The organism is Amycolatopsis coloradensis, assembly GCF_037997115.1.
GTDB classification, from domain to species: Bacteria; Actinomycetota; Actinomycetes; order Mycobacteriales; family Pseudonocardiaceae; genus Amycolatopsis; species Amycolatopsis coloradensis_A.
Genome location: NZ_CP150484.1, coordinates 6,942,847 through 6,954,950, shown reverse-complemented (window position 1 = coordinate 6,954,950; position 12,104 = coordinate 6,942,847). Strand labels below are relative to the sequence as shown.

Here is a 12,104-nt window from a genome sequence, read left to right as displayed (position 1 = left end):
TCTTCCGATCTGAAGACGCGTTTTCCTGGGGGAGGTCCCGGGTATCTCTTGGGGTGAGGTCCATTACGAAGGGAGCGTTCCGGCATGACTACCAACGCATACGTGGCCTTCCTCGTCATCGGGGTGGCGCTGGTCATGCTCGACGGTCTGATCATCTACCAGAGCGGTAAGCGCTACCTGCGCGGTTCACACGGCGATCCGGCCGCGGGCGCTTCCATGACGTGGCTCGTCACGGTGCTGTTCCATCTCGCGACGCTGGGCGTCTTGGCGCTGCTGTCGACCGTCGACATCGGGGGCAGCGACCTTCCTGGTGTGGTGGGCAGGCTGGGTGTCCTGCTGCTGGTTCTGGCCATCGCCCACGCGATCACGCTCAGCGTGCTCTCGCGGATCCGTGGTGAGCAGGAGGCCGAAGCGGTCATCAACCGGCCGAGGCGCGTCGAGCCCGAGCAACAGGGCACGACGGTGACGCCGGTTCCCGGGCAGGACGGCCGTTACCCGGCCGCGAGCCCGTCCATCGAACAGCAGGCGCCGTACACGACGCCGTAAGAAGTCGAGTGCTGGCAGGAGGTTTCGCCGTGCACGAGATCGATGACGAACTGTGGGACGAATTCCATCGCGTGGTCAACATGACCTCGCGGGAACTGGCCGACTGGCTGCGCACGAGGTCGGCCGACGATGAGGACGAAGCGCTGCCGGACCAGGCGGGCACGCCGACCGGACGGCACGTGCTCGGCATCCTCGGCAAGCGCCGGACCGACCTCACCGCCGAGGACGAGCGGGTGATGCGCTCGGTCGTCCGGAGGGTCGAGGACCAGCGGCGTGACGACCTCGAACCGGTCGCGGGCGAGGCGCACTGGCGGCACAAGCTGATGTCGATGGGGCACGACCCACTGAAACCTGTGTGACCGTTGTACGTGGAGGCAAAGCGAGTTTTGTCCACACAGGACCTCAGCTGACGGTCGAATGTCCGTTTGATACGCATGCATTTGTGCGGTTATCGAGGGGGTCGCGAGTGGTAAAGAGGGTTCTCACCCTCTTTGTCACGGCGGCCGTAAATGGGGGTCGGGTCCTCACGACGAAGGGGTGAGATTCTGGCAGAGGTGGGTGGGGAATGCCGGCTCGACGGCGAGGATTTCGCTGCAGCCGCCGCCCTTCGCCGAGGCGAAGCTCATCCAGCCGTTGTCAGCCCAGCGGTAGACGACCCGGGTCGGGGCCTGGCCGCTGTGCCGCTGCAGGTCGTGGATCAGCCAGTTCTGGTCGCACGCCCGTGTTGTGCCCGGGTGCTCGGCCTCAGCGCTGAACTCGACCTGCGCCACCCATGCTTTGTCGCAGTGATCGGTGGGCGGTTCGCAACCGAGGATCTCGTCGCATTTCCTCCAGCCGGTGGACGTCAGCCCCCAGGTGTCCCCGGCGTTGACGAGCACTGGCCGCTTCCCGATCGGTGCCGCTGTCTTCATCGGGAAGTCGGTCGGGACCTGCTTGCAGTCCGGGCCGTTTCTGGGCTGGAACAAGACGCTGGCGTCGATCCTGTCGGCAGCTTCGGTGATCTGGGTGTGCGGTTCGACGGCACAGGCAGGCAGGTCGACGCGCAGTACCGCACTGTGGTCGTCCGGGCCCGGCCGAATGTCGGTGACCCACGCGGACATGTCCGCCGGAGGAGCCGACATGAGCGGCGGGTCCGGCGTGGTCCCTGACATGGTGGCCGAGGTCGTCTCCGGCGTAGCGGTGCTTCGGTAGGGGATGTTCAGGGCCAACACCAGCCAGAACACGAGCCCGCCCACGGCGAGCGTCCCGAAAGTCCACAGCACGGGTCTGACAGATCTCGACATCGAAGTCCCCCCTCAACGTTGTCGACGGGGAGCCTACCGGACCTCTGAACCGTGGGAGGCGATCATCGCGGGCGCATGGCGCGCCAGGGCAATGCTCGTCGAAATCCTGTGGTGCCGACCGTCATCCGGGGGCCTAGTCGTTGCGAGCACCGGCTGAGCGAAGTCACGTTGGCCATCGACGAGGCTCAGCACACTGATGCTCACGTCTTGTCATGCCGACGAGAGTGCGTCATGGGTAGCGATTCGGCGAAAGGTGAGCCGCCGTGACCATTCCGGAACAAGCACAATTCGCCACGCGAGAGCTATCTCTAGCCAAGGAGGGCCTGGGTGATCTGGCGGGTGGTCTGCGCGGCGACGCGGGGATTGACGGCGGCGTAGGAGACATAGGCGTTCAAACCGGTGGCCAAGGCCCAACCGCGGCCGCGAGTCCAGGTCGAGTCGTCCACATCGAGCGCGGCGCGGAAGGTAGCTCGGGTTTCGGCTGTCATGAGGGTGAAGGCAATGATGAGATCGCAAGCCGGATCACCGACGCCGAGCTCGCCGAAGTCGATGACAGCGCTGAGGCGGCCGCCGGTCGTCAACAGGTTGCCAGTGTGGAAATCGCCGTGGAACCAGACCGGCGGACCGTCCCATTCGGCGGCGGCGAGGGCGGCGTCCCACAGGTCGGTCATCGCCGCGGTGTCGAATGCGTCGCCGACTTTCGTGATGGCGGCCCGCGTCGCCGTGTCTCGAGTGGCGAGTGGTCGACCGGCGAGATCCTCGGTCGTTTCGGCGTCGAACAGGTGGAGTGCGGTCAGGAACTCGGCCAGCGCTACAGCGGCCTCGTGCGAGCCGGACAGGGCGTCCACGGTCGCCACTTCGCCGTCCAGCCATCGCGACACCGCCCATGGCCACGGATAGCCGAAGTCAGCTGCTCCCACTCCCACCAGTACGGGTACGGCCAGCGGCAGGTGCGGGGCCAGCCAGGGCAACCACTCGGCTTCCTTCATCGCCTGCTTGATCGCGCCGGCATGGCGAGGCAGCCGCACGGACAGCTTCTCGCCCAGCCGGTAGATCACATGATCCGAGCCTGCCGGAGCGTACGGAAGCAGCGGCAACCCTGCCCACTGCGGGAACTGCGTATCGACCAGACGCCTCGCCAACGCGGCGTCGATCGCCGGGGTGGTTTCCAAGGTCAAGAGCAGCTCCTGCGGTCGGCTGTGGCGACGATCCAGAAGAGGGCTGCTGCCCACGGACCGGCCGCCCATCGCTGTCGGCAGCGTGTCATGGCCGCTGCCGGGCGATCAACCGGTTTGCCGAACTCGCTCGTGACTGCTCCGACGCGTCGTGCGCTGACGACGGTACCGCGCTCATGCCGATGTGCGTCTGGGCTGGCTACGTCGGGAATCCGTGTTGGCTTGCTGCCACGCCTCACACTGGTAGCCACCGCCGCAGAGGGCCGGGGTGATCGAGGTGTCCGGAGCCGGTCCTAGGACTGGGTTCCCGCTGGGAACATCGGACCTGATCGATGCGGTCGTAGAGCTGGGAGTTGACTTGACATGGCGATCACGACGTGGGTTCAGGCGGCCGGAACCGTGTTGCTGGGGCTGGTCGGGCTCTGGTTCGCACACAACTATCGGCGACAGATCCGGCTCAAACTCGCCGAACGTCAGGTCGAGTCGTACGTGCGACTCTGGGCGCTGACCGCGCCTGCAGCCCCTTTCCGTGCTACTCCGTTGGAGCCCGTAGAGTTGAAGAAGCTCTACGACGACATGAGCAAGTGGTACTTCGACGACGGTGACGGCATCCTCACCTCGGCCGCTGCTCGCGACTTGTTCGTAGGTGTCCACAGCAATCTCATCTGCCCGATCGGCGAGATGAAGCCGGCCGTACTGGCCGCGCAACTCACCGCGTTGTCCCCAGCCGACGCCGAACGCCGTCGCGGTTGCGCGATCGTCCGCCAGGTATCCCTCTTACGAACCCAGCTGAAGAAGGACTTGGCCATGCACTTCGGCGTCGACTACTACACCGGCCTTCAGCCCGACGATCGCGCCTTTCTGGTCAGCTGTGGCTTGTCTCCCCGGCGTCGGCCGTGGCGACCACGTCGGCTGCGCCCCGCAGACCGGCCACGTGTCAACTCATGCGTGTGCGGCGTCTGTCCGGCGAAGGCTTTGCCCGACGCGGGGCATCCTCAGTCCTGAATATGATCAGACGAAGCACACTCCTGGTGCCCTTGCGTCGTGAACCTCCGCTCATCAGCGTAAGGCGTTCTGTGTCAAGCGGATGGTCGGTGCCTCGTCCGTCGTCGGTCCCTGCATAGCGGTCATGGGGGTGATCCCAGCAGCGTGTAATCGGGTTGATTCGACGACGGACGGGCTGCCCATGATGAGCGTCGAGATCACNGACACATGATCAGCCGCAGTCAAACCCAGTCAGTAGGTACCTAAGACACTCTTGGTTCTAACCCTCATCGGACAGCCGGTTGCCGGAGAATGTCCCCTGTGGACACTCGAGTCGGTGTCGAGTGAGGTGAAGGGGACATTCCGGGCATGCCATGAGGGGAAAGTCCCCTTCATCCTCGGGGCTGCTGGTTCGCGGGACCGTGTGCTTACCGCACGTCCACGAAGATCGGGTTCCCGTACAGCCACAGGTCTTCGAACGGGTTCGACTGCCCGATCACGTCGGCGCTCGGCTCGATCCCGCCGGGCACGTGCTTCTTGCCGTCGGTGCCGCGCGTGCGTACGAAGAACGGCTCACGCACGTTGCGGAAGGTGTGCCGGAAGGCCACCCGGCGCCCCGGTGCCCAACGCGGTTCGAAGGACCGCACGACCCACGTTCCCGGGGCGGTCTGCGTGTCCCGGTCGGCGGCCGGGCCGGTCACCGGTCCCGAAACGAGGTCGAGCCGCGCGAGCCTGGGGATCGTGCCGCCGCCGTTCGGCCGGGCGGCCAGCTTCGCCGAGACGACGACCGTGACGTCGGATCCGCGCCGGACCCGCAGCCTGCCTCCCATCGTCGCCGAGCTCCAGCCGCTGTACGCGCCGAACTCCAGTTCCTGCGCGAGCCCGCCATGCACCACCCAGACGCGTCCCGCGCGCAGGCCTTCCAACACGCCTTCGCGGCTTCGGCGTGACACGCCGACGACGGTCCGGCTGAACTCGGCGGGCGCGAAGTCCGCGTACGGGGGCAGAGTCTGCGGGACGCCGGTGTCGATCGGGTCCGGGTAGGCGCCGTGCTCGTCGTAGTACCCGTCCGGGACGCCGGGCCGGACGTGGGTGTCGCCGCGGTTGTAGTGCGAGTCGGAGTTGCTGGTGATCCACCACGGCTTTCCTTCGGCCAGGAGCGAATCCCACAGGCCGCCGACGGTCGCGGTGCTCCAGTCGAAGCCGCCGTAGGTGCGGTACGCCGACTCCGGGAAGCCCGGCCACGAGTTCGAACCGGGGGAGTTGCCGTAACCGCCGCGCGCGCCACCACCGCTCCCGAGCGGTTTCGGGAAGCCGTCGGCCTGGGCGCCCGGCGCGCCTTCCATGCCGATGACGATCCCGGGCGCGGCGTCGCGCAGCGCGCGGAGCTCGTGCGGGGCGATCCGGCCGTTGCGCAGCGGATGGTTGATCACCACCACCGGCGCGTGGATCCGGCGGGCCCGCTCTTCGGCGGCGAGCCAGCGGATCGCCGCGACGGCCAGCGCCTCGTTGTCCGGGGTGCCCGGCTCGGTCCCGGTCAGCCGCCAGTCGAAGGCGCGCTCGAACTCACGCAGTTTCGCGGCCTGGTTCGCACCCGCCTGGAAGAACAGCGTCGCGTGCTCGGCGCCCGGCACGTTCCACTCCATGCCCTGCCACAGCAGGAGATCGGGGTGCTCGCGCTGCGCCGCCCGGATCGCGGCGTCCGTACGCTCCACCGACGACTTCTCGTGCGCGGCGTGGCCGTGATCGGTGATCACCGCCCAGTCCGCCCCGTGACGGCGGGCGCCGTCGGCGATTCCGTCCACTGTGTACATCGCGTCGTAGGAGTACTGCGTGTGGATGTGGTGATCGCCCACCAGCCACCGGTAGCGGTCCCGGCCGAAGAGCAGGTTGACATCGATGTCGAGATCGAGGCCGAGGTCGAGGGCTTCCGCCGGGGCGGTGGCGGCGAGCGGGGCGCCCGCGGCCGCCGCGGACACGAGGCCGGCGCGCTTGAGGAATCCGCAGCGGTCGACGCCGGGTTTTTCGCTGTTCACCGGCGGCACGCTAAAGACCCTCGCTGAACGGGCGGTGTCCGGACGGCGAATGAACCGCGCCGTGTGATGATCGTCCCTGTGGGGGAACCGGAACGGACACCCAAGGCGCCGCGGCGGTTGCTGTGGGTGGTCGGGACACCGTTCCCGTCCCGCTGGGGGAGCGGGGAACTCTGCGGGCTCCGGTTGCTCGTGTCCGTCGGTACCGACGCGGACATGACCGTCGCCGCCCAGGCGCTCCGGGACGATCCGAAAGCCCGCCGGGTGCTCACCGATACCAAGGCAGAGGCGTCCGAGCGGTTCAAGAAGATCTTCGCTGACCGGCCGGAAATGCTGGAGCTGGCGACGCCGGACGAGTTGCGGCAGCGGATCCCCAAGGCGGAGAAGGCGACGTGCTCGATTCCGCGCGGATCGCCGCTCGGATGACGACCACGCCGCCGCCCTGCCCGCCTTCAGGAGAACGCTGACAGCCCGTCTCCCCGGGGGATGGCCGGGGAGACGAACCTTCCGGCTCGGAGACAAGGGTTCACGAAAACGCAGTCATTCGCCATGGAATCCACGAAAAACGTGAAAGGCCACCGCCTGCGATCAAGGGATCGCCGACGGTGGCCTTTCGTCGCGGCCTCAGGAGAGCGGCACGCTCGCCAAGCCCGGGGCCAGGAACGGCTTGCCGTTGACCTTCTCGGACACACCCGCCCGGTCCAGGTACGGCGTGATGCCGCCGAGCCAGAACGGCCAGCCCGCGCCGAGGATCAGGCACAGGTCGATGTCCTGCGCCTCCGCGACCACGCCCTCGTCGAGCATGATCCGGATCTCTTCGGCGATCGCCGCCAGCGCGCGGTCACGCACCTGCTCGGAGGTCGACGGCGCGTCGCCCTGCTGCCAGAGTTCGGCCACCTCGGGGTCGACGGTGGCGTTGCCCTTGTCGTCCCACTGCCAGACGCCCTTCTTGCCCGCCTTGACGAAGCGGTCGAGGTTCTCGCTGACGGTGAACCGGTCCGGGAACGCCTCGTGCAGGGTCTCCCCGACGTGCAGGGCGATCGCCGGGCCGACGAGCTGCATCAGCGTCAGCGGCGTCATCGGCAGGCCCAGCGGCTCGAGCGCCTTGTCGGCGACGTCGAACGGCGTGCCCTCGTCCACGGTCACCAGCACCTCGCCGAGGAACCGCAGCAGCAGCCGGTTGACCACGAACGCGGACGCGTCCTTGACCAGCACGCTCGACTTCTTGAGCTGCTTGCCGAGCGCGAACGCCGTCGCCAGCGCGGCGTCGTCGGTCTTCTCCGCGCGGACGATCTCCAGCAGCGGCATCACCGCGACCGGGTTGAAGAAGTGGAACCCGACCACGCGTTCCGGATGCTTCAGCTGCGACGCCATCGCGGTGATCGACAGCGACGAGGTGTTCGTCGCCAGGATCGCCTCGGGGGAGACGTACTGCTCCAGGTCGGCGAAGACCTTCTGCTTGACGCCCAGCTCCTCGAAAACCGCCTCGATCACGAAGTCGGCGTCGGCGAAGGCAGACTTGTCGAGCGAGCCGGTGACGAGCGCCTTCAGCCGGTTCGCGCCGTCCGGCGAAACCCGCTTCTTGGCCAGCAGCTTGTCGATCTCCCCGTGCACATAGGACACGCCCTTGTCGACGCGTTCCTGGTCGACGTCGGTGAGCACCACCGGCACCTTGAGACGACGGACGAACAGCAGCGCCATCTGGCTGGCCATCAGGCCCGCGCCGACGATGCCGACCTTGTTCACCTTGCGCGCCAGCGACTTGTCCGGCGCGCCCGCCGGCCGCTTGGCGCGCTTGTTGACCAGGTTGAACGAGTACAGCCCGGCACGCAAGGTGTCGTCCATCAGCAGTTCGGCGAGCCCGTCGGTCTCGGCCGCGTAGCCGCGGTCCAGATCGTTCTCGCGGGCCAGCTCCAGCAGCTCGACGGCCTTGGTCGCGCCGGGGGAGGCGCCCTTGGTTCGTCCGTCCACAATGGCCTTGGCGCGGGCGATCGCGGCGTCCCAGCCCGCGCCGCGGTCGATCTCGCGGCGGGCGGGGGTGATCTCGCCGTTGACGACCTTCGCCAGCCACAGCAGGGACTGCTCCAGGTAGTCGGCCGAACCGAAGACCTCGTCGACGATGCCGAGCTCGGCCGCCTGCGCGACCTTGAGCATCTTGTTCTGCGCCAGGGCGTTCTCGATGATCACGGTGACAGCGGCGTCCGGCCCGATCAGGTTCGGCAGCAGCTGCGTGCCGCCCCAGCCGGGGAACAGGCCGAGGAAGACCTCGGGGAACGCGATCGCGGCGGTGTTCTCCGAAAGCGTGCGGTAGTGGCAGGAGAGCGCGAGTTCGAGCCCGCCGCCCATCACCGCGCCGTTGACGAACCCGAACGTCGGGATCTCGGATTCGGTGAGGCGCCGGAACACGTCGTGCCCGGTCTGCGCGATCTCCCGCGCCAGCGCCGGATCCGCGACCGCTTCGACACCGGAAAGGTCGGCGCCGACGGCGAAGATGAACGGCTTGCCGGTGACCGCGATCGCGGCGGGTTCCGCGGCGAAGGCGGCGTCGATCGCGGCGTCGAGGCTCACCAGGCCCTGCGGGCCGAAGGTGTTCGGCCGGGTGTGGTCGTGGCCGTTGTCCAGGGTGATCAGCGCGACCGGCTTGTCGAGCCCGGGCACCTTCACCAGCCGCGTGACCGCGTTCGTGACGACCTCGTCGGGGAAGGCGGCTTTCGCCTGCTCAGCGGTGAAAGTCATTACTTCGCCCCCTCGAAGGCCGGGTTTTCCCAGATCACAGTGCCGCCCATGCCGATACCGATGCACATGGTGGTCAGGCCGTAGCGCACGTCGGGGCGCTCGGCGAACTGACGCGAGAGCTGCGTCATCAGCCGGACACCGGACGAGGCGAGCGGGTGACCGCAGGCGATCGCGCCACCCCACTGGTTGACGCGGGGGTCGTCGTCGGCGATGCCGAAGTGGTCGAGGAACGCGAGCACCTGGACGGCGAACGCCTCGTTGATCTCGAACAGGCCGATGTCGTCGATCGACAGACCGGTGCGCTTGAACAGCTTCTCGGTGGCGGGCACCGGGCCGATACCCATGACCTCCGGCTCGACACCGGCGAAGGAGTAGCCCACCAGGCGCATGCCGATCGGCAGGCCGAGTTCGCGGGCGGTGTCCTCGTCGGCGAGCAGCGCCGCGGTGGCGCCGTCGTTGAGGCCTGCCGCGTTGCCCGCGGTGATCCGGCCGTGCGGGCGGAACGGCGTCTTCAGCCCGGCGAGCTGCTCGACGGTGGTACCGGGACGCGGCGGCTCGTCCTCGGTCGCGAGGCCCCAGCCCAGTTCCTTGGACCGGGTGGCGACCGGGACCAGCTCGGGGCCGATCTTGCCGGTCTTCACGGCCTCGGCGTACTTCTCCTGGCTGCGCGCGGCGAAGGCGTCGGTGCGCTGCTTGGTGATCTCGGGGAACCGGTCGTGCAGGTTCTCCGCGGTCTGGCCCATCACGAGCGCCGTCGGGTCGACCAGCTTGTCGGCGATGATGCGCGGATTCGGGTCGACGCCCTCGCCCATCGGGTGGCGGCCCATGTGCTCGACGCCGCCGGCGATGGCGATGTCGTACGCGCCGAAGCCGATCCCGCTCGCGGTCGTGGTGACCGCGGTCATCGCGCCCGCGCACATCCGGTCCAGCGCGAAGCCGGGTACCGACTTCGGCAGGCCGGCCAGCAGCGCGGCGGTGCGGCCGATGGTCAGGCCCTGGTCCCCGATCTGGGTGGTGGCGGCGATCGCCACCTCGTCGACGCGCTCGGGCGGCAGCTCGGGATGCCGCCGCAGCAGTTCACGGATGGCGTTGACGACGAGATCGTCGGCACGAGTGCCGGCGTACATACCCTTTTCGCCGGCCTTGCCGAAGGGCGTCCGCACCCCTTCGACGAAGGCGACATTGCGTACCGACCGCGCGTTCGGCGCGAGCGGTGTTGCTCCTGCGGCCACGAATGCTCCTGAAGTTGAGGTAGTCCTGACCGCACCCTAGCCCTGGTTACCCGTCGGTAACCAGGATGGTGGCCCGGTCGAGTGGGGGAAGGCACACTCCCGGGGTCACCCGCCTCGGCCGCTTGGCCGATCCGGGGGTGGTGGGGAAGTTGCTATGTTCGACGTGATCAGGGGGAGGGATCACGATGACAACGCCGGGGCCGGCCGTCACCCGTCGTGCGCTGCTGGGGATGGCGGTCCTCGCGTCGCTGGCCGCCTGCACCCGCGGGACCCCGCCTCCGAGCCCTTCGTCTCCTTCGCCTTCTCCTTCCCGGCAGTTCCACGACCGGTTGATGGAGCTGGAAAAGAAATTCGACGCCAGGCTCGGCGTGTACGCGGTCGACACCGGAGGCGGCGCTACGGTCGAGCACCGCGCCGACGAGCGCTTCGCGTTCTGCTCGACGTTCAAAGGGGTGGCGGCGGCCGCGGTCCTGCAGCGCAATCCGTTGTCGCATCTGGAAACCCGGGTCGAATATTCGCGCGACGACCTGATGAAACACGCTCCGGTCACCGGGCAGCACGTGGCCACCGGGATGACCATCCGCCAGCTGTGCGACGCCGCCATCCGGTTCAGCGACGGCACCGCGGGCAATCTGCTGCTGCGGGACCTCGGCGGCCCCGCCGCGCTGACGGCGTTCACGCGCAGCATCGGTGACACCGTCACGCGGATGGACCGGGTCGAGCCGGCCATCACCGAGGCCACCCCGGGCGACCTTCGTGACACCACGACTCCGCGCGCTTTCGCCGCCGACTACCGGGAGATCGTGCTGGGCGACACGCTGACGGCCGACAAACGGGACTTCCTGCGCGACCTCTTCCAGCGCAACACCACCGGCGCCCAGCGGATCCGGGCGGGTCTGCCGTCCGGCTGGACCGTCGCCGACAAGACCGGGACCGGCGACTACGGCACGTTGAACGACATCGCCGTCGTATGGCCGCCGGACAGAGCGCCGCTCGTCGTCGCGATCATGTCCAGCAAGGCGACCAAGGACGCTCCGTACGACCAGGCGCTCCTCTCCGAGGCCGCGAAGTACGTGGCCGAAACCCTCACGCGAGTCCCGGCCTAGTTGCCGGTGGCACTGGGAAGCAGGGCCGGGCAACCGCTGGTCTTGTAGGCCGGGTCGTACTCGAAGTGCCATTTCTCGTTGTCGTAGCGGCGGCACCAGCCGAGCGCGCCGCCGTTCTCGTCCACCCACGCGGCCGAGTTCAGCGGCTGGATGTCGACGGCGATTCCCTTGACGTGCATGGACGTCTCCGGCTGCAGTGCCCACTTCTTGGCCTGCTCCACGGAGCCGAACCGCTCGACGGCCTTGTCGAACTCGCGCTGCTGCTGGCTCCGGCTACGCTTGCCGTCGTTCACGCAAAGCGTGATGTTCTGTGCTTTGGCCTTGGCGCGCAGGGCGTTCCACGCTTCGATCACGTCCGGGCGCATGCCGAAGGTCTCTTCGTCGACATAACGCTTGTCGACGGCGCACGTCGGGCCGGATTCGGGTCCGGGAACCTCTTCGAAGACCGCGAGCGCCTGCCCGTTCACTGCCTTGACGGCCACGCCGGTGGCTCCCAGCGTCACCATCGCGGCCCCGACGAGACCCAGTGCCGCGAGCACGCTGATCGCGGTCCGGCGGTGGGAGGTGGATGTGGTCGGCACCACCCCGAAGTTACCCAGCGTCCGGCGGGGCGCCAGGGTTTGTGAGGTTGTTCCCAGAACCGCCCGGAAGGCCAACCAAATCGGAAAAGCCCTGGTGGAGGGCGTCGTCCCTAGTGCGGTCCGACGGCAACGCTCCTGCGGAGCCGAGGGCGGCTCTGTGTCGTCGAGGGCTGGTCGCTCCAGGCCGCGAGTGGCGATTCGGGGCACAGGCCAGGTTCCCAATGTCGCATTGGAGACGCTCAGTGTCCCTGATGCGACATTGGGGACACCGGCCCGGCGCCGGGTCAACCTGGCAACCCGAATCGCTACTCATGACCACCCGGCGCCGCCGCGCTCATCGCGTCCGTGAAGGCCTCCTTCACTACCTTCAGGGTAGGCAAGGAGGCCTTCACGGACATGACCCGCGATCAGCCGCAGCCAAAATCCAG

At 68.1% G+C, this 12,104-nt stretch carries 11 protein-coding genes; 5 read left to right on the top strand and 6 right to left on the bottom strand.

The window, feature by feature from the left end:
* The first annotated feature begins 84 nt into the window (after positions 1-84).
* Both LCL61_RS32280 and LCL61_RS32275 read left to right on the top strand, forming a co-directional pair.
* Complete coding sequence (locus tag LCL61_RS32280; protein ID WP_125674604.1) at positions 85-546, top strand: hypothetical protein; 462 nt, start codon at positions 85-87, stop codon at positions 544-546.
* 80 nt (positions 547-626) lie between these two features.
* Entirely contained in the window at positions 627-905 is a 279-nt protein-coding gene (locus LCL61_RS32275; RefSeq protein ID WP_051071920.1) for a DUF3140 domain-containing protein, read from the top strand.
* Between the two features lie 165 nt (positions 906-1,070).
* On the opposite strand, the gene LCL61_RS32270 is transcribed toward LCL61_RS32275, so the two are convergent.
* Positions 1,071-1,829 (bottom strand): hypothetical protein, encoded by a 759-nt coding sequence (locus LCL61_RS32270; RefSeq protein WP_340683242.1) that lies wholly within the window; start codon positions 1,827-1,829, stop codon positions 1,071-1,073.
* 308 nt (positions 1,830-2,137) lie between these two features.
* Positions 2,138-3,007 carry an aminoglycoside phosphotransferase family protein gene (locus LCL61_RS32265; protein ID WP_340683241.1) on the bottom strand — a complete coding sequence of 290 codons (870 nt, stop codon included), beginning with the start codon at positions 3,005-3,007 and terminating at the stop codon, positions 2,138-2,140.
* A 360-nt stretch (positions 3,008-3,367) separates the two neighbouring features.
* Here LCL61_RS32265 and LCL61_RS32260 point away from each other — a divergent pair, with 360 nt between their 5' ends.
* Positions 3,368-4,009: a hypothetical protein gene (locus tag LCL61_RS32260; RefSeq protein ID WP_340683240.1), complete on the top strand. Its 642-nt coding sequence runs from the start codon at positions 3,368-3,370 to the stop codon at positions 4,007-4,009.
* 407 nt (positions 4,010-4,416) lie between these two features.
* On the opposite strand, the gene LCL61_RS32255 is transcribed toward LCL61_RS32260, so the two are convergent.
* Positions 4,417-6,024 (bottom strand): histidinol-phosphatase, encoded by a 1,608-nt coding sequence (locus LCL61_RS32255; protein WP_340683239.1) that lies wholly within the window; start codon positions 6,022-6,024, stop codon positions 4,417-4,419.
* A gap of 78 nt (positions 6,025-6,102) precedes the next feature.
* On the opposite strand from LCL61_RS32255, the gene LCL61_RS32250 reads away from it, so the two are divergent.
* Complete coding sequence (locus LCL61_RS32250; protein WP_340683238.1) at positions 6,103-6,447, top strand: hypothetical protein; 345 nt, start codon at positions 6,103-6,105, stop codon at positions 6,445-6,447.
* A 198-nt stretch (positions 6,448-6,645) separates the two neighbouring features.
* Here the strand turns inward: LCL61_RS32250 and LCL61_RS32245 are convergent, their stop codons facing one another.
* The gene (locus tag LCL61_RS32245) at positions 6,646-8,757 is read right to left on the bottom strand and encodes a 3-hydroxyacyl-CoA dehydrogenase NAD-binding domain-containing protein (RefSeq protein WP_340683237.1); all 2,112 of its coding nucleotides are present in this window, start codon (positions 8,755-8,757) and stop codon (positions 6,646-6,648) included.
* A complete protein-coding gene (locus tag LCL61_RS32240; protein ID WP_340683236.1) occupies positions 8,757-9,989 on the bottom strand; it encodes a thiolase family protein in 1,233 nt (410 codons plus the stop codon). Before LCL61_RS32240 ends, LCL61_RS32245 begins: the two co-directional genes overlap by 1 nt.
* 185 nt (positions 9,990-10,174) lie before the next feature.
* Here LCL61_RS32240 and bla point away from each other — a divergent pair, with 185 nt between their 5' ends.
* Positions 10,175-11,095 (top strand): class A beta-lactamase, encoded by a 921-nt coding sequence (gene bla / locus LCL61_RS32235; RefSeq protein WP_340683235.1) that lies wholly within the window; start codon positions 10,175-10,177, stop codon positions 11,093-11,095.
* On the opposite strand, the gene LCL61_RS32230 is transcribed toward bla, so the two are convergent.
* Complete coding sequence (locus LCL61_RS32230) at positions 11,092-11,679, bottom strand: D-alanyl-D-alanine carboxypeptidase family protein (protein WP_340683234.1); 588 nt, start codon at positions 11,677-11,679, stop codon at positions 11,092-11,094. The two genes, bla and LCL61_RS32230, sit on opposite strands and share 4 nt — an antisense overlap.
* Positions 11,680-12,104 lie beyond the last annotated feature (425 nt).

Bases quoted from the DNA above. Each gene is read 5' to 3' on its own strand.
- LCL61_RS32280 (WP_125674604.1), top strand. From the start codon at position 85: ATGACTACCAACGCATACGTGGCCTTCCTCGTCATCGGGGTGGCGCTG.
- bla (WP_340683235.1), top strand. From the start codon at position 10,175: ATGACAACGCCGGGGCCGGCCGTCACCCGTCGTGCGCTGCTGGGGATG.
- LCL61_RS32270 (WP_340683242.1), bottom strand. From the start codon at position 1,829: ATGTCGAGATCTGTCAGACCCGTGCTGTGGACTTTCGGGACGCTCGCC.
- LCL61_RS32275 (WP_051071920.1), top strand. From the start codon at position 627: ATGACCTCGCGGGAACTGGCCGACTGGCTGCGCACGAGGTCGGCCGAC.
- LCL61_RS32260 (WP_340683240.1), top strand. From the start codon at position 3,368: ATGGCGATCACGACGTGGGTTCAGGCGGCCGGAACCGTGTTGCTGGGG.
- LCL61_RS32245 (WP_340683237.1), bottom strand. From the start codon at position 8,757: ATGACTTTCACCGCTGAGCAGGCGAAAGCCGCCTTCCCCGACGAGGTC.